General features: G+C 58.5%; 18 protein-coding genes, 1 tRNA gene and 1 pseudogene. 11 read left to right on the top strand and 9 right to left on the bottom strand.

Translation table 11 applies throughout. From position 1 onward, the window contains the following. Window positions 1–53 precede the first annotated feature (53 nt). On the top strand, window positions 54–650 hold the full coding sequence (gene phnN, locus CX511_RS19040; protein WP_045189182.1) for a phosphonate metabolism protein/1,5-bisphosphokinase (PRPP-forming) PhnN: 597 nt from the start codon (window positions 54–56) through the stop codon (window positions 648–650). Window positions 651–654: 4 nt separating this feature from the next. Here phnN and CX511_RS19035 read toward each other — a convergent pair whose 3' ends face one another. Continuing rightward, entirely contained in the window at window positions 655–873 is a 219-nt protein-coding gene (locus CX511_RS19035; protein ID WP_045189180.1) for a hypothetical protein, read from the bottom strand. Between the two features lie 306 nt (window positions 874–1,179). On the opposite strand from CX511_RS19035, the gene CX511_RS19030 reads away from it, so the two are divergent. Continuing rightward, window positions 1,180–1,256, top strand: a tRNA-Arg gene (locus tag CX511_RS19030). Window positions 1,257–1,319: 63 nt separating this feature from the next. Here the strand turns inward: CX511_RS19030 and CX511_RS19025 are convergent. After that, window positions 1,320–2,234: a LysR family transcriptional regulator gene (locus CX511_RS19025; protein ID WP_101293460.1), complete on the bottom strand. Its 915-nt coding sequence runs from the start codon at window positions 2,232–2,234 to the stop codon at window positions 1,320–1,322. A gap of 86 nt (window positions 2,235–2,320) precedes the next feature. Between CX511_RS19025 and CX511_RS19020 the strand changes: the two genes are divergently transcribed. From CX511_RS19020 to CX511_RS18985, 8 genes and pseudogenes are all read left to right on the top strand, one after another. Next, window positions 2,321–3,382, top strand: coding sequence for an LLM class flavin-dependent oxidoreductase (locus CX511_RS19020; protein ID WP_052675676.1), 1,062 nt, complete (start codon window positions 2,321–2,323; stop codon window positions 3,380–3,382). Between the two features lie 56 nt (window positions 3,383–3,438). Beyond that, window positions 3,439–4,446 carry a flavin reductase gene (locus tag CX511_RS19015; RefSeq protein WP_045189175.1) on the top strand — a complete coding sequence of 336 codons (1,008 nt, stop codon included), beginning with the start codon at window positions 3,439–3,441 and terminating at the stop codon, window positions 4,444–4,446. A gap of 80 nt (window positions 4,447–4,526) precedes the next feature. Next, window positions 4,527–5,948, top strand: a complete 1,422-nt coding sequence (locus CX511_RS19010; RefSeq protein WP_052675674.1) for an MFS transporter — start codon at window positions 4,527–4,529, stop codon at window positions 5,946–5,948. A gap of 63 nt (window positions 5,949–6,011) precedes the next feature. Then, window positions 6,012–6,425 carry a GFA family protein gene (locus tag CX511_RS19005; protein ID WP_101293459.1) on the top strand — a complete coding sequence of 138 codons (414 nt, stop codon included), beginning with the start codon at window positions 6,012–6,014 and terminating at the stop codon, window positions 6,423–6,425. Between the two features lie 278 nt (window positions 6,426–6,703). Continuing rightward, window positions 6,704–8,515: pseudogene (locus CX511_RS19000) on the top strand (DUF1302 domain-containing protein); the annotation flags it as partial. Window positions 8,516–8,542: 27 nt separating this feature from the next. Then, window positions 8,543–9,916: a DUF1329 domain-containing protein gene (locus CX511_RS18995; protein WP_101293457.1), complete on the top strand. Its 1,374-nt coding sequence runs from the start codon at window positions 8,543–8,545 to the stop codon at window positions 9,914–9,916. A 346-nt stretch (window positions 9,917–10,262) separates the two neighbouring features. Next, the gene (locus tag CX511_RS18990) at window positions 10,263–11,297 is read left to right on the top strand and encodes a YeiH family protein (RefSeq protein WP_101293456.1); all 1,035 of its coding nucleotides are present in this window, start codon (window positions 10,263–10,265) and stop codon (window positions 11,295–11,297) included. Window positions 11,298–11,443: 146 nt separating this feature from the next. Next, window positions 11,444–13,150, top strand: a complete 1,707-nt coding sequence (locus CX511_RS18985) for an SH3 domain-containing protein (protein WP_101293455.1) — start codon at window positions 11,444–11,446, stop codon at window positions 13,148–13,150. 483 nt (window positions 13,151–13,633) lie between these two features. Here the strand turns inward: CX511_RS18985 and CX511_RS18980 are convergent, their stop codons facing one another. The 5 genes from CX511_RS18980 to CX511_RS18960 all read right to left on the bottom strand — a co-directional run bounded on the left by CX511_RS18980 (window position 13,634) and on the right by CX511_RS18960 (window position 16,966). Further along, window positions 13,634–13,942 carry a DUF3077 domain-containing protein gene (locus CX511_RS18980; protein WP_101293454.1) on the bottom strand — a complete coding sequence of 103 codons (309 nt, stop codon included), beginning with the start codon at window positions 13,940–13,942 and terminating at the stop codon, window positions 13,634–13,636. Between the two features lie 72 nt (window positions 13,943–14,014). Next, the gene (locus CX511_RS18975; protein WP_045189167.1) at window positions 14,015–14,251 is read right to left on the bottom strand and encodes a hypothetical protein; all 237 of its coding nucleotides are present in this window, start codon (window positions 14,249–14,251) and stop codon (window positions 14,015–14,017) included. Between the two features lie 390 nt (window positions 14,252–14,641). Then, window positions 14,642–15,181 (bottom strand): methylated-DNA--[protein]-cysteine S-methyltransferase, encoded by a 540-nt coding sequence (locus tag CX511_RS18970; protein ID WP_045189165.1) that lies wholly within the window; start codon window positions 15,179–15,181, stop codon window positions 14,642–14,644. A gap of 81 nt (window positions 15,182–15,262) precedes the next feature. After that, window positions 15,263–16,309, bottom strand: coding sequence for an LLM class oxidoreductase (locus tag CX511_RS18965; RefSeq protein ID WP_101293453.1), 1,047 nt, complete (start codon window positions 16,307–16,309; stop codon window positions 15,263–15,265). Window positions 16,310–16,333: 24 nt separating this feature from the next. After that, on the bottom strand, window positions 16,334–16,966 hold the full coding sequence (locus tag CX511_RS18960) for a glutathione S-transferase family protein (RefSeq protein WP_045189161.1): 633 nt from the start codon (window positions 16,964–16,966) through the stop codon (window positions 16,334–16,336). A 132-nt stretch (window positions 16,967–17,098) separates the two neighbouring features. On the opposite strand from CX511_RS18960, the gene CX511_RS18955 reads away from it, so the two are divergent. After that, window positions 17,099–17,995, top strand: a complete 897-nt coding sequence (locus tag CX511_RS18955) for a LysR substrate-binding domain-containing protein (RefSeq protein ID WP_101293452.1) — start codon at window positions 17,099–17,101, stop codon at window positions 17,993–17,995. A gap of 45 nt (window positions 17,996–18,040) precedes the next feature. Here the strand turns inward: CX511_RS18955 and CX511_RS18950 are convergent, their stop codons facing one another. Next, the gene (locus CX511_RS18950) at window positions 18,041–19,567 is read right to left on the bottom strand and encodes an efflux transporter outer membrane subunit (protein WP_101293451.1); all 1,527 of its coding nucleotides are present in this window, start codon (window positions 19,565–19,567) and stop codon (window positions 18,041–18,043) included. Between the two features lie 38 nt (window positions 19,568–19,605). Beyond that, complete coding sequence (locus CX511_RS18945) at window positions 19,606–22,680, bottom strand: efflux RND transporter permease subunit (RefSeq protein WP_045189158.1); 3,075 nt, start codon at window positions 22,678–22,680, stop codon at window positions 19,606–19,608.

The raw sequence follows: 22,680 nt of genomic DNA, 5'->3' as shown, positions 1-22,680 counted from the left end.
CCATGGAAAGCGTCTAGAATGCGCAGGCTTCCTTACCGATGAGCATAGTGGCTATGCAGCATGACGCAAGCGCCGACCCTCGTACAGCACTCCCTGGGCGCCTGATCTATTTGATGGGGCCTTCCGGTTCTGGCAAGGACTCACTGATCGATGCTGCCAGGGCAACGTTAGACACTCACAATGTGGTTGTCGCACGGCGGGTGATCACCCGTTCGGCTGAAGCCAAAGGTGAAGATGCTGTTGGCGTTTCCTGCGAACGCTTTGAACAGCTGTGTGCCGAGGGCGAGTTCGCCTTGCATTGGCGGGCCAATGGCCTGGCGTATGGAATCCCGGTGCAAATCGACAACTGGTTGGCGCAGGGCAGAGCAGTCCTGGTCAATGGATCACGCGCACACTTGGCGCAAGCACGGCAGCAATATCCTGATCTTCTGGCAATTTTGCTCAGCGTCGAACCACACGTCCTACGCCAGCGTTTGCTTGCCCGTGGCCGGGAAGCGCTTGAGGACATTGAGCAGCGTCTGGCGCGCAGTCAGCAATTGAGCGTCGCTGATCACGGCGTGCACCTGTTGGACAATTCCACGAGCCTTGATGAGGCCGTGGCGCGCTTGCTTGACCTGTTGCGGGAGCAGGGCGTGCTCGCCAGTGGATGAGCCTTTAGAACACCAAGCGCTCCTGCGGGGCGCTGGGTTGCAGCAGGGAAGGCTGGGTCGCAGCAGGCGGCTTTTCTGCTTGAGCGTCAAATACTGCCTTTTGCGCAGGTATCGATGGTATTGGTTGCCCCTGGAACGCTGCAGCGGAACCTTCCGGTTGCATTATCAACCCCACCAGTATGGCCAATGCCAGGGCGTTAAGCAGGAGCAATGAGCGGTTCATCAGGCATACTCCACAGGGTGAGGGCGGTTGCCGGGCACTTTTTTATGGAGTAGGTGTTGCACACGGCATGCCAGCCTTTTTCTTTGGTTTAATCCTTTAAAATCAATGACTTGAGATACTTTTTAAGTAACAGCCCCGTGCAATCTGCAATGATGGCCTGCTGCCTTGTTGCAGAATGCACGATCCGCACCTGCAGGTGCAAAATGGCTACAGGCAAAAAGCCCCACGGATGACATGACAAATGCCGACGTGCTGGTTAACATGCACGCCGTCCTCTGCCGCGCAACGCTCGTTGCCGGCGCTTGTGTCTCAGTAGCTCAATTGGATAGAGCATCCCCCTCCTAAGGGGAAGGTTGGCAGTTCGAACCTGCCCTGGGACACCATATAACTCAGCCCTTCAGTACTGTTGAACCACGCCGTCGCCTACAGCGACAGGCTCAGTTCCCTCAGGCCAAGATGCAGTTCTTCACACGTTCTCGTAACCAGATCAGGCCAGGGTCTGCATCGTATCGAGTGTGCCAATACGCAACCAATTCAGGTTCAGGGAACTCCACGGGTGGTTCATGACAGCTGAGGCCGAAATTGTCCGCAAACACCTGAGCGATCAGTTTCGGTAAATTGCAGATGTAGCCGGTTTGCGCCGCGATCACCGGCATCGCCATAAAATTTTGCACCAGCGCACCAATGCGTCGTTCCAGGCCCTGGTCATTGAGGGTTCGGTCGATGATATTGCCAGTACGCTGATGCACCTCGATCATCACTTGTGGTCGCTGCAGATAGAGCTCCAAGGGGAAACGCCCAGGTGGAACGCCTTCACGGGCCCAGATCATCGTCACCAATTGGATAGCGGTGATGTGCTCATGGCGCAGCCCAGCGCCAAGTGTCATGGGGGTATTGATCACCAGATCGATCTCGCCGCTTTCCAGCATTGTCGACAGGCCGTTGGTCGCAGGCAGCGGTACCACTTCAATCATCACCCCCTGTGCTTGATGGGAGATGTACTGGATCAACTTCGGCAGGATCAGAAACTCGACGAAATCGCCCGCAGCGATGCGGAATTTGCGCTGCGTTGTAGCGGGCACAAAGGCATCACCGCCTTGCAACGCCTGGTCGATTTTTTCCAGCGCTTCACGCACCGGAGCAATCAGTTCCATCGCCCGTGGCGTCGGCACCAGGCCGCTGCTGCCCAACACGAACAGCTCATCATCCAGGCGTTCGCGCAAGCGGCGCAGTGCATGGCTCACGGCGGATTGGCTCAGTGCCAGGCGTTCGCCTGCGCGCGTGACGTTACGGGTGTCCCACAACGTGGCAAACACCACCAGTAAATTCAGGTCTAGCGTTTTTGTATTTATATTGTGCATACCATAAATGTTACATATTCATTTCCCCCATTGTCGAGGGTTTGATTTAGTGCATCGCATCGTTCATTCGTACGAGAGCACACATCATGAATAACAATAAAAAGCTGCAATTTGGTTGGTTCATCCCGACATTTGGTGACACCACGGCGTTCAGTGATCCGAGCAAAAGTGTTGCGCAATCGATGGAGCATTTTGAGCGGGTGGGGAGGTCTGCTGAAGACGCCGGTTTCGATTATGTGCTGGTGCCGGTCACCCCATACTGCTGGGACGCTTGGGTCACTGCCTCGTTCCTGATCTCGCGTACGACAAAACTCAAAGCATTGGTCGCTGTGAAGCCCGGCATCATCCATCCTGTGGCGCAGGCGCGGATGTTTTCCACCTTCGACCAACTTTCCCAAGGCCGTATCTACGTCAACCTGATCGCTGGCCTCAGTGAAAAAGACGCGTACGCTGAAGGCTCGATCAGCTCCAAGGAAGCGCGTTACGAGCAGATGGAGGAAGAGGTCGAGCTGATGAAACGCCTGTGGACAGAGGAGGGGGTCGAGTACAACGGCAAGTACTATCAAGTGCACGGGCCGAGAAAGACCCTGGAGAACTTCCAGCAGCCGCACCCGCCCTTTTTCCTTGGCGGCGGTTCAGAGCAGGCTGCGGAGATTTCCGCCAAGCACGCGGCTGTTCACCTGTTCTGGGGTGATTACCCGGAGCGCATCGCCGAACAAATCCAGGAGATGCGTGAGCGCGCAGCGAAGTACGGTCGAGGCGAGGAAATTGAGTTCGCCATGCGGCTGCAAATCATCTGCCGAGAAACCGAAGAAGAAGCCTGGGCTGCGGCCGATGCGTTGGTCACCGGCGCAGATCCGACCTGGCTGTCTGAGGTCAAGACGATGATGGCAGAGTCTGTGGCCAACCAACGGCAGAAAGAACTGTCCCAGACCGTGGGCCGCAAGATGACTCCGCACCTGTGGACTGGTATCACGGAAGTTCGTCCTGGTGCGGGCGTTGCGGTGGTCGGCAATCCACAGCAGGTCGCGGATCAATTAATGGCGTTCGTCGACGCAGGTTGTAGCGGGTTCTGCCTTTCCGGCTACCCCCATCATGAAGAAGCCGAGCGCTTTGGCCGTCTGGTCATGCCGCTGCTGAACCGCTGATTTTTTGAACCTACGACGACAATTCGCTGCCGCCCCGGCAGCGATGGAGCACGCCAATGAACACCTCCCATATCGATCCCAAGCAGTTCCGCCAGGCGCTTGGGGCGTTCACCACGGGTGTGACTATTGTCACCACCCGTGGAGAGGACGGACAGGATTATGGCCTGACCGCTAACAGCTTCAATTCAGTTTCGCTTGAGCCGCCGATGGTGCTGTGGAGCCTGAGCAAGACCTCGTCAAGCGCATCGGCCTTTATCGATGCCGAGCACTTCGCGGTGCATATTCTCTCGGCAGATCAGGAGTCGCTGTCGAACCGTTTTGCCAAACGGGGTGAAGACAAGTTCGCCACACTATCCCTGCAACGTGGTCCGGGTGAGATACCGTTGCTCGAAGGCTGTTCGGCCCGTTTTCAGTGCCGGACTACCTACCGCTATGAGGGCGGCGATCACATCATTTTCGTTGGTGAAGTGGTGGCCTTCGACAGCTTCGACAAGTCGCCTCTTGTCTTCCACAGCGGTGGCTACAGTCTGCTGCTCAAGAAGAACAGCGTGCTTGAGGGCGACAGCTCGAGCTTCGAAGACGACTGGCTTGGTTTTCTGTTGGGCCGTACCTATTACCAATTGCTCATGCCGATTCGAGAGCGCCTCAAGGAGCAGGGCCTGCGAGACATTGACTACGAGTTGCTGACAGTGCTCAGCATGGGCGATGGCCGCACCCTGGCGGATCTGCAGCATCTCGTTGCGATATCGGGGCAGGGGGTTTCGGCGAAAGACCTGCAGCCGTTAATCGATCGCAGCCTGATTGTTTGCGACCAAGATCGACGGGTGCATTTCACTGAGCAGGGACGGCGCTTTGCTATTGAGTTATTGGCGTTTGCCAAGGCCGCCGAAACGTCTGCAGAACAAGCATTGAACTTCGAAGAGGCACAACTGCTGAAAGTGCTGCTCAAGCGAGTCATTCGCTCGACGGGCAGTGGTTTGCCGGCGTACTGGCGCAAGGAAAACTTCTGGCGCGAAAATAACATCTGGACGCAGGCCAGTTGCAAGGACGGAACACACGGTTAACCAGGGCTCGCCCCGCGGCCTGAGCCAAGGGGCGAGTGTTTGCACTCCTCCGTTAAAAATAAGAACAACGAGGCACAACCATGTCCCAGAAGTCCGATGCTAGCGTGCTCGGTGAGCAACCCTGGCTGGGTGTGAGCCGACACAGTGCGTGGTATGCCGTGTGCACCCTGCTGCTGGCTTATGTTTTCTCCATCATGGACCGGCAAATCCTGACCTTGCTGGTCGGTCCAATCCAGCACTCGCTGGGTGTCAGCGATACCTTGATGGGGCTGTTGCATGGCTTCACCTTCGCGGCGTTCTACGCCGTGGTGGGGATGCCCATTGCTCGTTTGGTTGACCACGGCAACCGCCGCATGGTGATTGCCGTGGGGATCGCTCTGTGGTGCCTGGCCACGGCGGCGGGCGGCTTGGCCAGTGACTATTGGCATCTGCTGCTGGCGCGTATTGGCGTAGCAGTCGGCGAAGCGGTGCTGATTCCTGGCACGGTGTCATTGCTGGCCGATCTGTTTCCTCCTCACCGGCGGGGTAAAGCACTGGGTATTTTTGGTGCTGCCGGCCCGTTCGGGGCGGGCGCCGGTTTGCTCATCGGCGGCACGGTGTTGGGGGTGTTCACCGCTGCAGCGCCCACATTGCCACTGCTGGGCAAGTTAGAGGCCTGGCAACTAACGTTCCTGACTATTGGTCTGCCAGGGCTTCTGATCGCTTTGATGGTGACGGTTATTCCCGAGCCCAGGACCCGAAAAAACACCGCTCAACAGCGCATGGCTGGCGCGAGTCAGTTGCCGTTTTCAGAGGTCATGGCCTTTCTTCGCTCGAACCGTAGAAGCTATTCAGCGTTGATGCTGGGCGGTGGTTTTTTCTACATGGGTGTGTACGCGATGAGCAGTTGGGTGCCGACGTTTTTCGTTCGCGAGTTCGCCTGGACCTATGCCGAAATCGGTAAGCAGTTAGGCCTGTTTCTGTGTTTTCTCGGGCCCTTGGGGGCGCTGGTCGGCAGTTGGCTGGGCGACTACTGGCGCAAGCGAGGTGTGATGCATGGCAATTTGCGGGTTGCGGTGGTCGGCGGCTTTGGTCTGACCTTGAGCAGCTCGTTGATGTTGCTGATGCCCACGGCCCAGTTGGCGCTGATCTTTCTCGCGATTTCTTGCCCGTTCTGGTTCATCTTCTTTGGTGCCGGGCCGGCGGCGATTCAAGAGAGTGCTCCGGCACCGATGCGCGGCCAGTTCGCGGCAATGTACACCGGCATGATCAATCTGCTGGGTGCTGGATTGGGCCCCGTCGCCGTTGGCTTGCTGACTGATCATGTGCTGCATGATCTGGCAGCGATTAAGTACGCGATGTTGATTGTCTGCCTGCTGTCGGGGCTGTTGGCCTGTTTCTGGTTCAGCATTGGTTTTACCTCGTTCCGGCACACCGAGCGTCACGCCGCTGTGTGGAAGCCCAAGGCTGTCACGCCTGCTCAGAACACGATGATCGGCCCCCGTCATTCGCCTTTGCTTTAGCGTCCGGCGCCTTGAGGCGCCGGCAATCGCACCTGTTTACTCCATCCCAAAGGAAGCGTTCCCATGACCACTATCGATGGCGGTTGCCTGTGCGGCAGCGTCCACTATTCCAGCGCCATGGCGCCACTGACCACGGCCGTGTGCCATTGCACAGACTGTCAGAAGCAGTCGGGCAGTGCGTTCTCGATCAACCTCTTGTTGCCGGCTGAAGGTTTTGTCGTGCAGGGCAATAGCCTCGCCAACTACGAGAAAGCCGGAGGCAGTGGTCATCCGGTAAAGCGTTTTTTCTGTAACGCCTGTGGCTCGGCGTTGTACTCGGAAATAGCCGCTATGCCAAGTGTACTGGCCATCAAGGCCGGAACCTTGAGCAATGCCGCGCGCGTGCAACCAGGGATGCACCTATGGTGTGCCTCGGCCTTGCCATGGGTCACCGTGGACCGTGATTTGCCGTGCTTTGAACAAGCGCCGTCTGCCTGACCCGACACCCGCAGGGCTTGTGTTAGTCCCCCGGCAACGCTGAGCATCGAGAAAACCTTGCGTCCGGCCTGATAACTCCCCCTTTTGGCATCCGTCACCGTAGTGACGGTAGGCGGAGTGTTGGCTGAATTTTGGGGGGCGCACAAAGCGCCGGGCGGGTAAGCAACAACAAAAACAACAACAACCCAGCAGGGCACCGCATGAAAACAATAAAAACGTGTGCAGCGTTCGAACTGAAGGCGCTTGCGACCGCCATGACCTTGGGCTGCGTAGCTCAAGCCCACGCCGTCAATTTCAATGTGGGTGAAATCGAAGGCCAGTTCGACTCCTCGCTGTCGGTCGGCGCCAGTTGGTCGACCGCAAGCCCGGACAGCAATCTGATTGGGGTTAATAACGGCGGCAAGGGACTGTCACAGACCTCGGATGACTCGCGGCTGAACTTCGAGAAAAACCGCACATTCTCGAAAATCTTCAAGGGTATCCATGACCTCGAACTGAAGTACGGTGATGTCGGTGTGTTCATGCGCGGCAAGTACTGGTACGACTTTGAGCTGCAGGACGAGAGCCGGCCGTTCAAGGACATCGACAACCATGGCCGCAAGGAGGGCGCCAAGTCCTCTGGTTATCAACTGCTCGATGCGTTTGCTTACTACAACTACACCCTGGCTCAGCAGCCAGGCAGTGTGCGGGTCGGTAAGCAGGTCGTGAGTTGGGGAGAAAGTACGTTCATTCAGAACGGTATCAACTCGATCAACCCAGTCGATGTGTCAGCCTTCCGCCGTCCCGGTGCGGAGGTCAAGGAAGGCCTGATTCCGGTCAACATGTTTTTCGTTCAGCAAAGCCTGACCGATAACCTGTCGACCGAGGCGTTCTACCAAGTCGAGTGGGACCAGACCGTGGTGGACAACTGCGGCACATTCTTCGCCCAATCCGATTTGGCTGCCGATGGCTGTACCGACAACTTGCGTTTGCTGACCAACAACCCGGCGGTGGGCAACCTGATTAACAGCCGCCTGCCTGGCACGGCCCTGGACATCAACCAGAATGGTGAAGGTACCCGGGTAAGTCGGGGGGCGGACCGTGATGCGCGTGACAGTGGTCAGTGGGGCCTGGCGCTACGCTACATGTTCGAGCCGCTGGACACCGAGTTTGGCGCCTACTTCATGAACTACCACAGCCGCGCGCCGTTTTTTGGCGACACCGCGCCGGCCCAAAGCGTCTATAACGCCGCCGCCGGATTCGGCGCCGCCGCACCGCTGGTGGTGGCGGGTAACGCCCAGTATTTCATGGAGTACCCGCAAGACATCCGCCTGTATGGCCTGAGCTTTTCCACCACGCTGCCTACTGGCACGGCATGGCAGGGCGAAATCAGCTATCGGCCCAATGCGCCAGTGCAACTGAACACTCCCGACATTCTGTTCGCCGTGGTCGATCCGCTGAAGGCCAGCGTCAACCCGCTGTACGGCAATGCTTCGTTGCTCGACGGCACGCCGGGCAGCGACCTACAAGGTTACCGCCGCAAAGAAATCACCCAGTTGCAAACCACTTTTACGCACTTCTTCGATCAAGTAATGGGCGCCGAGCGCTTGACGCTGGTCGGTGAGGTTGGGGTGGTGCATACAGGGGGATTGGAGGCGTCCAACAAGGCACGGTATGGCCGTGATGCCGTCTTCGGGCCGGGCGAGTTGCCGGCCAGCGGCGCGATCAATACCTGTCAGGCGCTGAACCAAAGCACGATCAATGGCGCCGTTGGCAACACCGGCGCTACCCAGAACCTGGTGCGCAACTGCGAAAACGACGGCTTCGTCACCACTACATCCTGGGGTTACCGCGCGCGCGCCATCTGGGACTACAGCAACGTGTTTGCCGGCGTGAACCTCAAGCCGAACGTGGCCTGGTCGCATGACGTCAACGGCTATGGCCCGAACGGTTTGTTCACCGAGGGCGCCAAGGCTGTGAGCCTTGGGCTGGATGCCGAGTACCGCAACACCTACAACGCCAGCGTGAGTTACACGAACTTTTTCGACGGCAAGTACAACACTCAGGTCGACCGCGATTTTCTTGCCCTCAGCCTCGGCGTGAACTTCTAACGGGTCAACATCAGAAAGGTGATAACAATGAAAACCACCCGAAATCTGCTGCAAACCGGCGCACTTTCTCTGTCGCTGCTGGCCGCCAGTGCCATGGCTGCGGTGCCTGCCGATCAGGTCGCCAAGCTGGGGGCCAGTCTCACCCCGATGGGGGCCGAGAAATCCGCCAATGCCGACGGTTCGATTCCAGCCTGGAGCGGCGGACTGCCGACCAATGCCGGCGCTGTGGATGCCAAGGGTTTCCTGGCCGACCCGTTCGCCAGTGAAAAACCACTGTTCACCATCTCCGCTGGCAACGTCGAACAATATAAGGACAAGCTGACCGCAGGCCAGCTGGCGATGTTCCAGCGTTACCCCCAGACCTACAAAATTCCGGTCTACACCACCCACCGTACGGCGGCATTGCCGGACGAGATCTACAGTGCGATCAAGACCAGCGCGGCCAAGACCGAAACACTGTCTGATGGTAACGGGCTGCAAAACTTCAGCGACAGCCGCTACTACGCCTTCCCGATCCCGAGCAATGGCGTCGAGGTCGTGTGGAATCACACCACGCGCTACCGCGGCGGTAATGTGCACCGTTTCGTGACGCGGGTGCAGCCGCAGGTCAATGGCGCATTCACCATGGTGCATTTTGAAGACGAAATCTCTTACCCGAGTAACCTGCCGGACCTCGACAAGGCCAAGGCGCAGAACAGCCTGTTCTTCTTCATCCAGCGGGTGACTGCCCCGGCACGATTGGCGGGCAGTGTACTGCTGGTGCACGAGACCATTGACCAGGTCAAAGAACCGCGCATGGCATGGCTCTACAACGCCGGTCAACGCCGTGTGCGTCGCGCCCCGCAAGTGGCATACGACGGCCCAGCCACGGCTGCCGATGGTTTGGCCACTTCGGACAACTACGACATGTTCAACGGCTCACCGGACCGTTACGAGTGGAAGCTGATCGGCAAGAAGGAACTGTACATCCCATACAACAGCTACAAGCTCGACTCGCCGCAGTTGAAGTACGACGACATCATCAAACCTGGCCACATCAATCAGGACCTGACCCGCTACGAGCTGCACCGTGTCTGGGAAGTCGAAGCCACGCTCAAGCCGAGTGAGCGGCACATCTATGCCAAGCGCCATTTGTACTTCGACGAGGACACCTGGCAGTTGGCCGAGGTCGATCACTACGACGGCCGTGGGGTACTGTGGCGGGTCGCCGAGGGCCACGCACAACAGTATTACAACCACAAGGTGCCGGGTTACACCGCCGAGACCCTGTATGACTTGGTCTCCGGTCGTTATTCGGTACTGGGGCTGAAGAATGAAGAAAAGCGCAGCGTGGAGTTCGGCGTGAAAGCGTTGATGTCCAGCTACACCCCTGCAGCTCTGCGTCAGGAAGGCGTGCGCTGATTCAGCAGTGAGCCGCGTCACCTGCCAGGGAAGGCGTTTTTTGAGGATCAAATAGCTGTCGCCAAGCGTGGCGCAACGCCCATGTGAGCGCATGCTCAACGCGTATAAGCACGCGTGTTTTGGCATTAACCTGGTGCATACCATGAATGATGGATATTCACTTCCGCCATTGTTCCGCGTTTGATGTAGTGCCTCTCACCGTTCACCGGCATGAGAGCCACATCATGAATAACAAGAAAAAAATACCGATTGGAAGTGCCATTCCCTCACTCGCAGATGCTTGCGCGTGTGGTTTCATTGCCGGGCTGATCACCTGTAGCTGCCGGGCGAACCGGGGGGCAGTGAAATGATCAAGGATGTGCCCTGCGCAACGCCCGCCACCGCCCCCCGACGAATCCTGACCCGCGTACAAACCCTGGGCCCCGGCATGATGGTCAGCTTGGCAATCGCCATGGCTTCGGCCTTTATTGCCGACCATTACGGTGGCCCGACGCTGTTGTATGCACTGCTTTTCGGTATGACCTTCCATTTCCTGATCGAAGACGGTCGCTGCCTGCCTGGTATCGAATATGCCTCGCGTACCATTTTGCGCCTGGGGGTCATTTTGCTGGGGGCACGTATCACCTTGGAGCAAATCGGCGCGTTGGGCGTGGAAACGGTCCTTGCCGCGGTATTGGCGGTTGCTGCAACCATCGGCATCGGCTGGATCAGCGCCCGCCTGCTCGGCCAGCGCGCCGATTTCGGCGTACTCACCGGCGGCGCCGTGGCAATCTGTGGCGCATCGGCGGCCTTGGCTATTTCCGCCGTACTGCCCAAGCATGAGCACAGTGAGCGCGACACCTTGCTTACTGTTGTCGGCGTCACCGGATTGTCGACGTTAGCGATGATCACCTATCCCATTCTGTGCAAGCTGCTTGGCCTCAGTCCTGAGCAGACCGGCACGTTCCTCGGCGGGACTATCCATGACGTCGCCCAAGTGGTCGGTGCTGGGTACATGATCTCGCCGGCAACAGGTGATATCGCGACCGTGGTGAAACTGCTGCGTGTGGCGCTATTGGTACCGGCAGTGGTAGTGATTGCCTGGCTGTTCCGCCATCAACAAGTGGGCAGCGAGCGTGGGCGCATCCCTTTGGTGCCGGGCTTTCTGGTCGCTTTCATGGTGCTGGTGGCAATCAACAGCACGGGCGTCATACCGCACACGGTGACCGATGGCATGAACGACCTGTCACGCAGTTGCCTGGTGGTGGCCATTGCTGCTCTGGGGGTGAAAACATCGCTACAGAAACTGACCAAGGTCGGCTGGCAACCCATCGTCATGCTGGTCGGTGAAACCTTTTTCCTCGCCGCGTTGGTAGTTGCTTTGCTGTTTCTCGGGCGCTAATAGCCAGGAGGTCTGAGCGAAAACTTGACGCCTATGGGCGGGTGGCTTTACTTGAATATAGAAGGACCTGAAAACTAACCAGTTTTCCCGAGTCGCAGTCCGGGTGGTAGCCGTGTGCGAGTTGCCTTGTTCTCGGGAGGTCCTTCATGCCCAAACACGCTGATGTGCTGTGGTTCAAGACCCAATTTCAGCCACTGATTACCCCGCGGCTTGCGGGATTGCCCTTCACGGTGGATTTCATCACCGCAATTGCCTGCCAGGAGACCGGACACGTCTGGTCGGTGCTGCGCGCCAAGGCAATGACCACGGCGCACATCCTCGCACTGTGCGTTGGCGACACGCTGGACGCCGATAAGGGACGCTCAGCATTCCCCAGAACCAAAGCCGATTTGCTGGCCGTGCCGGGTGGTGCAGCGATGTTCGATCTGGCCCATCAGGCCTTGGTCGACATGGCCGAGCACATCCCCGGCTTCGCTGCAGTGGCGAAAAAACCGAACAAGTTCTGCCATGGTTTTGGCATGTTTCAACGCGATCTGCAGTTCTTCAACGTTGATCCGGACTACTTTCTCGAGCGACGTTACGAGCAGTTCGAGGCCACGTTGGGCATGTGCATCGAAGAGCTTAAGCGTGGCTTGAAAAAGTTGGGCTTTCAGGGGCGTTCGACACTGACCAACCATGAGCTGGCTGCTGTGGCCATTACCTACAACACCGGAGGCTTCAATCCGAAAAAGGGGCTACGGCAGGGCCATTTTGATGGCCAGCACTTCTATGGCGAGAAGATTTTCGACTTCATTCTCCTTGCCCAGTCGGTAGCGTTGCCAGGCTCCACCCCGGCGCTCGTGGCACCGGCCGCTGGCTTGGCGTTGGTGCCAACGCCAAGCCCTGTGGAGGCACAAGGTGACTTTTTTCGGGTAGAAACCCGTGAGGGCATGCTGCGGGTGCGAAGCGAACCCAGTATCAGTGATCCGCCGCAAGCCAATGTGATTGGTCACTTGCCTGATGGTCACCCCGTGCGCGCGGTGGCGAAAAAAGCCCAAGGTGGTTTTCGTGAAGTGCAAACCTCCCTGGCGGGTGCGCTGTTGCATGGTTTTGTCTCGCAAAAATTCCTGGTGGCAGCGCCTGACCTAGATGACATTCCTGTCGTCGCTCCAGCGGTTTCATCGCCAAGCACAGGTGTGGTGGCGGTATTAATGCCCAGAAAGCCTGCGCGCGTGACCCGGCGGGCGGATACGGCGGGTGCTCATTACTTGAACGAGTCAGGGCAACCCGCACGCCAAGGCACTTCACCGGATGAGCTGCGCGGTGAACTTGCCGCCATCATCAAATGGCTGGCGGTAGACAGCTCCGCACATAAGCGCTACCAGCCGCACAGTGGGCTGACGTTCTGCAATATCTATTGCCATGACTATTGCCACCTGGCGGGCGTGTACTTGCCGCGTGTGTGGTGGACGTCCAAGGCTGTCATTGCTCTGGCCAAAGGCAATCAGGTAGAGCCCTTGATTGGCGATACGCTTTTCGAAATGCGCGCCAATGATCTGTTTCGCTGGTTACGCGATTTTGGTGCAGATTTTGGCTGGCGCCAGACCGGAACGCTGAGCAAGCTCCAACAAGCTGCCAATCAGGGTGGCATCGGTCTGATCGTGGCGCGGCGCAAGGAAGAGGGCAAATCCGGGCATATCGTTGCAGTGGTTCCAGAAACGCCGACGTTCAGCGCCAGGCGCGATTCTGCCGGCGAGGTGATCGCCCCCTTGCAGAGCCAGGCTGGCGCGAGCAACTTCAGCTATGGCACCGGCAAGGCAAATTGGTGGAATGGCGAACAGTTTGCAGAGAGCGCGTTCTGGGTGCACGGCTGAGACCACCCAGGTTACTTTTTATTGCCAGACGCTTTAGCGTCTGGCTGAAGTTCGGGGGGGGCTCGGGTTTTTATGTTTTTCGAATCGTTCGTTAGGGTGGTTACCTATCATTTTTGTCAGTTGCGGATTTTTACTCATTTGGTTTAATCAGGACTCAGCGCATTTTTAGCGCTTTAATGGAGGTGTATGATGACTGATAGCCCTAAAGATAAATCTGGTCAAAAGGATACTACAACCAAAGTTATTCGCAGTGGCAGTGGCAGTGGCAGTGGCAGTCAAAGTCAAAGTAGCAATACCAATGGTAGTGGTAGTTCGGGATCTTCTGGTTCGTAAACTTAGCAAGATCCTCATGCCCTCAGTTACTGACGTTGAAGATAAATTATATTAATGTTGTCTGTATATCTGATGCGACAAAGACTGAAGAATTGAGGCTGCTTCGGCAGCCTCGATCTAAAGTAATTTAGGTCTGGTTCTTTCTCCCTGCTAAGTTCTGAGAAATGACTCCGCCTTCATTACATAAGCCACATCCTCTATCAGCGCCTTAGCCATACCGCTAAGGTAATGTGCCGCCCACGCCAGCGTGTCATCCTGCTCGATCGCTGCTTGCAAGGTGATCGTATTAACACAGCTCATCAACACGTTGGCCTGCTCCAGCGCGTATTGCACATCCTGCCCGGCAGTGGTGCGGAATAATCGGTTCTCGATTTGCCCCCCGACGCCTTCACCGAAGCTGCCGATACCACAGGTTTGCCAAGGTCCGTTTTTGCCTTGCGATGGGTTACGGCCAGTCATTAACCACTCCTCAACATCTGCCGCCGCCAAGCCCGCCTGTTGCAGCGGGCTTGACCCGCGATGGGTTTGAACTCAGTGCTGTACCTGCACCTTGCTCAAGGCTAACTCGACCAGGCTACGGGCGCTGTCGATCTCATGCATGGTTGCCAAGGTCAGAATCTGCCCGGGTGGTCGCGGGTGCAGGAGCACCGTCTGTTGGGCTACGGTCAATGCACAGACCAGGTACTCCGAAATCTGGACGAGCAGGTCTTCGAGGGAGTGGTGGGTGTCTCGGGGGAGGAGGGGTGGATCGGGGACGATCTTGAGCATATACACCTCTGGAGTTGATGAGGCTGCTACCCACCTGCTGTCAAACAGTTAGGTGGCAGCTGTACGCGGGTTGACAGACCGATAACTCCAGAACAACTCGGCGCACACGAAGTGCCCCACGTACAGCCGCCATTAAGCGGCACATGTTCTGAAGGTTGGTCGGCCTGTCAAAGCCGGTCGTTGAATGTCAACGACCGGCAGAGGTTAGGCCGCACTCCAGAGCAGCGCAATGGCTCAAAGGCGGCACAAGTATCTTTGGGAAATGGACTACAAGGAAGAGGAAAAATCTGCAAATGTTCTGACTAAATCGGAACCATAAAAAAACCCACCGCGATGCGCACAGTGGGTCGAAAAAGGCTGAGGTTCTGCAGCAGTATTGCGATGCGGTCTTCAGACCGGCCTGCTAGGTACACACGCCAGGTCGCCCCGCGAATGCTCTGCTTCCAGGATCAGTAGTCCACGTTTCTTGTCCAGCCCGCCGCTGTAGCCGGTCAGAGCGCCACTGGCAGCGATGACGCGATGGCAGGGGACGATGATCGAAATCGGGTTCACTGCGTTAGCCATGCCAATAGCCCGCGCAGACCCTGGCTTGCCCATCGCCTTGGCCAGGGCACCGTACGTTGTAGTGGTGCCATAGGGAACGGCTCTGAGCAATGCCCAGGCCTCCTTCAAAAAGCTGCTGCCGGCAGGGGCGAGCTCGATATCGAAGTCGGCTCGGTTGCCTGCAAAGTATTCGCCCAGTTGTTGGCAAATTGGCGTGAAGGGTTCCTGCTCGGCGATGGCATTGGCATATTCGACCCGGGTGTAGAGCGCCCCGGGCAATGCGAAATCCAGTCGCAACAATGCACCGTTGCTATTGACCAACAAATCTATCCGCCCCAGTTGACTGTCATAGTGGCCGCGATAGAGCTGAGGTTTGGCAAGGTGCATCCGTGTGATCCCTGTAAATGGATGAATGAGGCCACGGCTGCCAGAGGCGCGAAGGTGCTCTGGCAGTAACGTGTGGGCTGATTACCAGTGTTGTGCAAGTGGCAACACACCGTCGTGAGAAGGAAACAGCGGCAGCACTTCTTCAGCCAGTTCCTGAATGATTTCCTGCGCCGGACGCTCTGCCAGGTGAATGCCGATCGCTGCGTGATTCACGCCGGCGTCACGCCATTCGCCGAGTAGCTCGATCAAGCCCCGTCGACCGGTCTTGAGGACATAGCCGCCGCGTAACGGCGTACGCGGGAAGTTGGGATCTGCGCTCAGGTCAATCCACTCGTTGGTGACGTGGGGGCGGAAACCCTGGTCAGGAATATGGCTGCGCCAGGCACGTATTTTCTCTGCAAGGCGCCGCGGCCCTGAGATGTTCTGCGTTGATTCCGGATAGGTCAGCCAGCCATCGGCCTGTTCACCCAGCCACTGCATCGATTGGCGTGAGGAACCGGTGACCAGCAAAGGAATGTTGCCCGTGGCAGGTTTGGGCAGTAACTGCGCGTCACTCAAGTGTCCCAGCGGTGAGCTGATGGTTTTTTCGCCGCTTTGCAGCAATTGCCGAAAGTAATCCACCGATTCGGCGAAGCGTTCACCGCGCTCGCTGTGCTCCAGCCCGTAAGCGGGAAATTCGACAGGGCGGTCGCCCGATGCGATACCCATGACCAGGCGTCCACCGGACAGTTGGTCGATGGTCGACGCTGCTTTGGCCAGGTCTATCGGGTGGCGCAAAGAGAATATCGCGCTGCCGGTGGCCAGGGTGACACGCTTGGTTCTGGCGGCCAGGTAGGCCAGGTAAGTGAAGGGATCGAAGACTTGCCCGGCATCACCGAAGTACGGATCGAATAACGGCACGTCCCTGACCCAGGTTGCAGCGAACCCGTAGCGGTCAATCTCGCTGACCAGGTCGGCCTGGCCGGCCAAGACGCTCATGTCGCCTTCATAAAAGCGCAGCGGCAGAAAGATGCCCAGCGTCAGTTGGTCTGGCGCAAACATCCGCGTGTAGCCAGGGTGTCCGGCAAAGGCTGGCGCGCTGGCGCCGCGGATGGTGGCGCGGTCGGTGCGTATCACGGTCTCGTTCATGCCGATTCTCTTCTGCGGTAAGTGTCAGGGGCCGGTCGCCGGTTGGGGCAGGTTGATGCCACGTTGTACCGCCGGGCGCTGGCTGACGCGGTCGTGCCAAGCGCTCAGGCGGCTGAAGCGGCTGAAATCGAAATTGATGATGTGCGCGATGTGCATCCAGCCGAAGGTGGCAATGTCGGCGATGCTGTACTCAGGGCCAGCGAGCCAGAAGTTGTCCTTCAAGTGGTTGTCCAATGTTGTGAAAGCCTCTTCGGTGAGGCGTCGAAAGCGCTCGCCAACATCGCTGTGGCTGGTATCGAAAATTTCGTATTGCACGCGTTGGCCGAGAAGGGGCCCCATGCTCGAAGCGTGGAACATCAACCAGGTGATGGCTGACCAGCGCATGACCAGGTTGTCTGGGAGCAGGCGTCCGGTTTTCTCGGCCAGGTACATCAGGATTGCGGCAGACTCAAACAACGTAACGCCAGTGTCTTCGTCGACCAGAACGGGAATCCGTCCATGAGGATTGAGCTTGAGAAAATCAGGGTGACGATGCTCGCCCTGTTCGATGCGCACATGTTTGAGGACGTACGGCAAACCGAGCTCTTCAAGGGCAATGGTGATCTTGAATCCGTTGGGTGAACTGTCGGTATAAAGGATCAAATCAGGGGTCTTCATGTTCCGTTGTCTACCTTAGATAAGCTGCTTTCTAGTCAATGCCTCAGTTGCTATCCTAGTGAGGAGCTACCGTATTGAGAAACGATGAATTCTCCTGCGGTGCGTTAGAATTTCTAATCTGAGGACAGACACATGGGAGCAGTCTTACCGTTGCTCGCACTGCGTGCCTTTACTGAAACAGGGCGCCTTGGGAGTCTGAAGGCCGCGGCTGAAAGCCTGGGGGTTACCCCAGGTGCGGTCAGTCAACAGATTCGTCTGTTGGAGGAGCGCATAGGCGTTGCGTTGTTTGTGCGTGGCCGCCATGGCGTCTACCTCACCGAAGCCGGTGCGCGCGTGCACCCAGGCCTGTTGCGCGGCTTTGACCAGATTGAAAAATCGCTTTCGACACTGGAAACCATGGCGGTTGAAAAGACCCTCACCATCAGTACGGTGCCGTCTTTCGCTTCCGCCTGGCTGGTGCCAAGAATTGGTCGCTTCAGTGAGTTGCACCCGGAAATCGAAGTGCGGGTCGAGGCATCGGCGAAGATGGTCGACTTCAAGCGCGACAGGATTGATGTGGCGCTGCGCCATGGGCTAGGCAGCTACCCAGGGCTTGAGTCGATTCGTTTGATGGCGCCGGTGTTGTTGCCGGTCGCAAGCCCTGGGCTGCTTGCCCAGGGACCGCTGATTCGTGAGCCCATCGATTGCCTCAATTATCCCTTGCTGCAGGATGGTGACCGCGCCGATTGGGTGCTCTGGTTGCAAGCCCATGGCGTGCAGGTGGGAGATGAGGGGCGGCGTGGGATGAGTTTCGAGGAGGACTTGTTGCTGTTGCGTGCTGCCGCTGCGGGGCAGGGAATTGCCTTGGTTCAGGACAGCCATGTCCAGGAAGACATCGAGTCCGGCAAATTGGTTGTGGCGCTGGACAAGCCTTGGCCGTCGCGTTTTGCCTACTACGTGGTCACGCGTCCTGATGCCACGCAGCGCCCTGAGGTACAGGCGTTTATCGACTGGATCATGGGGGAGGCAGGCAGCATTTCTGCCGCGTAAGTTGACGGCTCACCGCCCCTGCCGTTGGCAAGGGCGGCGTTGCGATCACTCTTCTTGCGTGTTGCTGGCAATGCTGTGCTGTTGTTTCAGGGCCTCCTCCCAGCCACCACCCAGCGCCCGGATCAGGCGCACGGTTGAGCGCGCCCTGTCGCCATTGAGGCGCGCGGTCGCCAGTTGTTGAGTGAGCATCGTGCGGTCCGCGTCGATGGTATCGAGCTGGGTATGCGAACCTTCACGGTACTGCAGGTGGGAAAGTTCTGCCGCTCGCTCCGAGGCGGCCAGGGCGATCTGCTGCGCGCGGCTTTGCTCGGCCATGATGCGCAATAGTGCAAGATTGTCTTCGACTTCCCCGAACGCCTTGAGCACCACTTCTCGGTAGCGAGCCGCGTCCTCCTCATAGGCGGCCTGTGAATAGTCCACGCCGGCCTGACGCCGGCCACCATCGAACAAGGGCAGGGTCATGGCGGCGCCTACCAGCGGGCCGAGAAGAAAGGTTCGACTCGACCATTCGAACAGGTTACCCAGTTCACTGGATTCGAAGCCACCAGCAGCGGTGAGCTCCAATTTCGGGAAGAACGCCGCTTTGGCGATACCGACACGGGCGTTGGCAGCTGCCATGGCGCGTTCTGCTGCAGCGATGTCAGGTCGGCGTTCGAGCAGCGAGGACGGCAAGCCGGGGGGGATGGCGATGTCTTTTGCCACCAGTAGCTGGGGTTCGAGGCTGAACTTCGCAGGTGGCAGCCCCAGCAGGATTGCCAGGGCGTGTTCTGCCGATGCGCGATTGCGCTCTACCCCCAATGCTTCGGAGCGGGCCGCTTCCAGTTCGCTGTGCGCGCGCACCAGGTCGAGCTCACCGGCATCGCCGTTGTCGTGGCGATGCTTGATCAGGCGATAGGTGTCATTGCGCAGCTCCAGCGTGCGTCGATAGACATACAGTTGGGTGTCCAGCTCGCGTATCAGGAAGTAGTGCTCGGCAACATCGGCCTGCAAGGCTAAAAGCACGGTCCGATACAGTGCGCCGCTTTTCTCAAGTTCAGCGGTGGCCGCTTCAACTTGTGCGTCGATGCGTCCGGCCAGATCCACTTCATAGCTGATCCCAAGCTCTGCGCGCCAAAGTGTAAAGGTGTTGGCCGGACCGTCGTCGGGCAGGTCCAGGGAGGCTGGGGACTCACGCTGACGCGATGGCCCGAATGCGGCATCGACGCGCGGCATGCGGTCCGCCCGCGCATCCCGTTGCAGAGCACGGGCCTGCTTGAGTCGGGCGGCGGCGGCATGCAAGCCGGGGTTGGCCAGGGCTGCCTGCTCTTCAAGTTGATTGAGGCGCGGATCAGCAAAGACTTGCCACCATTGGCCGCGCAGCTGGTCTTCAGCGGGCTGGGCCTGCTTCCAGGAACCGGTCTGATTCTGGGGGAGGGCGGGTGCCTCTTTGTATACCCAGCTTCGCGCTTCATCGGGTACCGAATAATCCGGTGTGAGCGAGCAGCCGGCAAGTAGCGCCAGGGCCAAGGGCAAGCCCAGGGCCAGTGGCAATCTAGTGCAGGTGAAGGCGGGAATCTTTTCGATGCTTCTCATTGGATATCCTTTTCGCTGAGCATTCCTGAGTGTCTCGGTCAGATGTGGTCAGGGCTTGCGTGCAGCGGTTGTTCGATAGCCTCAGGCTGTTTGTGCGCCAACTGACGGCCAAAACGGGCGTATACCGCAGGCAGGACGAACAACGTGAACACAGTGCCGACCATCAGTCCCGCCACCAGTACCACGGCGATCGAGCGCTGGCTGCCGGCACCGGCGCCGCTTGCAAAGAGCAACGGAAGCAGCCCGCCAATCATTGCTGCGGTGGTCATGAGGATCGGGCGAATACGCGTACGCGCGGCGGCCCGTACCGCTTCGACCCGGTCCAGGTGTTGATTGCGTTGCGCGGCGTTGGCGAATTCCACGATCAGGATGCCGTGCTTGGCAATCAGGCCAATCAGCGTAACCAGGCCAATCTGGGTGTAGATGTTCAGCGTCGCGAAACCGAAGAACATCGCCGTCAGTGCACCGCAGGCTGCCAGAGGGACGGTGGTGAGGATCAGCAGGGGGTCGCGCACGCTTTCGAACTGAGCCGCCAGCACCAGGAAAATGAATGCCAGGGCAAAGGCGAAGGTAATGGCAAAGCCGCCCTGTTCCTGCAGGTACTGACGTGATTCACCGAGGAAGTCATGCTGATAGTCTGCTGGCAGTTTTGCAGCTTCCTGCTGGAGGAAGGCCACCGCCTGGCCCAAGGTAACGTTAGGGGCCGGGATCGCCACCAGGGTGGAGCTGTTGAGTTGATTGAACTGGGTCAGTGCGTTGGCCTCGACACCTCGTTCCAGGGTGATCACCGTGGAAATGGGCACTTGCCCCCCGCTGGCCGTGCGAATGTAGTAGCTTTCGAGAAACTCTGGTGTCAGGCGTTGGTCCCGTGGGGCCTGTGGAATGACATCATAGGAACGACCTTGAGCGCCAAAACGGTTGACATAGGACTCACCGACCAGGCGGGCAAAGGTGTCGCCGATTTCCTTCATGTCCAGGCCCAGGTCATGGGCTTTGGAGCGGTCGATGCGCACCAGTACTGTGGGGTTGGTGAAGGTCAGGTCGGAGTCGATGAAGGCAAACAGCCCACTGTTGCGAGCGGCAGCTTTGACCTTCTCCATGTTTTCATAGACTTCTTCATGCTTGGCCGCAGAAGTCACCACCAGCTGTACCGGAAAACCGCCCACCGAGCCTGGCAGCGGTGCCGGCAGAAAGGCTGACCCGGCGATACCTTCTACAGAGGCCAGCTTGCCCTGTAGCTCGGCCATGATCTCCTCCGCCGAGCGCTCACGATCCCCCCACGGCTTGAGCATGACGCCCGCCCAGCCTTTGTTCAGTGAAGCGCCTACACCGGCGACCATATAAACGGTGCCGGTTTCGGGAATGGACAGCAACGTCGCTTCAACCCGCTTGGCCTGTTCTTCCAGAAACTCCAGGCTGCTTGCTTGTGGCGCCTTCATGTCGACGACAATTTCACCCTGGTCTTCGGCCGGGGCCAATTCCGATTGCAGGCCATTGAACAGTACGGGCAGGCTCACCATGGCGCCGAGGCCAATCAGCAGCGCCAGGCGGACATCCTTGAGCACTTTGCCCAGCAAGCGGTCATAGGCATTCACGACGCGGGTGGTAATGGCCTCGACCTTACGAGCAAAACGGCTGGGTGAGTCATGATGCAACAGTTTGGACGCCACGGTGGGCGAGACGGTGAGGGCGACAACAGCGGACACCGCCACGGCGGCTGCCAGGGTGAAGGCGAACTCGCTGAACAAAGCACCGGTCAGCCCGCCGATCAAGCCCAGTGGCGCATACACCGCGACCAGGGTGGCGGCCATGGTCAGGACCGGGCCGGCAATTTCCCGGGCACCGTTCTTGGCTGCCTCGAAGGAAGACTCGCCTTCTTCCATACGCCTATGGACGTTTTCAACCACGACAATGGCGTCGTCGACCACCAGGCCGATGGCCAGGACCATGGCCAGCAGCGTCAGCAGGTTGAGGCTGAAACCCAGCGCAAGCATGATCGCAGCAGCGCCAAGCAGCGACAGCGGAATACTCAGGACCGGTACGGCAACGGCGCGCATGGAGCCTAGAAACAGGAAAATCACCAGTACCACTTCCAGGCCGGCGATCACGAATTTAACCAATACGTTGTCGATCGCCGCATCAATGAACACAGTGACATCGTAGGGGATTGCCATCTTGACCCCAGGCGGAAGGTTCAGCTTGTCGAGCACCTGTCTGGCCTGGCGGGAAATGGTCAACGGGTTGCCCCCTGGTGTTGCCATGACCTCCAGGTACACGGCTGCTTCGCCGTTCATGCCGGTGATCTGGTCGCGGCTTTGTGTGCCGATTTCAACCGTTGCGATATCTTCAAGACGAACCAGGCTCTCGCCCTTTTTTACCACCAAGCGGCTGAAGCCTTCGACGGTATTGAGGTTGGTGTCGATGCGCACGTTGGCAACCACCAGCGCGCCTTTGATCTGGCCAGGGGCGGCCTGATAATTGTTCTCCTCGATGGCCCGGTCGACGTCGGCGGCAGTAATGCCGTGAGCGGCCATGCGCAGGGGGTCGAGCCAGATACGCATCGACAGGTTTTGACCGCCAAGCACGTTGACGGCGGCCACGCCTTCAACGGTGGTCAGCATGGGCCGGGCCACGCGCATCAGGTAGTCGGTGATACCCGTCAAGGCTTCACCTTCGCCGGGGCTGAAACCGGCGTAAATGACACCGATCGCGCCTGGTGCCTGGCGTACCACAACCGGGTCGTAGGCCTCTTCTGGTAGCAGGTAACGTACCTCGTTGACCTTGGCCAGTACTTCGGTCAAGGCCGCGTCGGAGTTGGCATTCAGGCGTAGATAGGCGGTGATTGTGCTCAACCCCTGCTCAGAGGATGAGCTCATGTATTCCACGCCCTGGGTGGTAGCGACTGCCTGGGCCAAGGTGGTGGTGACGAAACCTTGCATCAGATCGGCCGGAGCCCCGGGGTACTCGGTGGTGACCGTGATCACGGCACTTTCGATTTTGGGGTACTGGCGCAAGGGCAGGTCCATCAATGCGCGAAGACCCACCAGGACGATCAGCAGGGCGAAGGCCAGCGTCAGCACGGGACGGCGTATGAAAATGTCGGTAACAGCCAT

Source organism: Pseudomonas sp. S06B 330 (assembly GCF_002845275.2).
In the GTDB taxonomy this organism is placed as follows: Bacteria; Pseudomonadota; Gammaproteobacteria; order Pseudomonadales; family Pseudomonadaceae; genus Aquipseudomonas.
The sequence above is the reverse complement of the archived record's forward strand: the minus strand, read 5'-3'. Positions and strand labels throughout refer to the sequence as shown.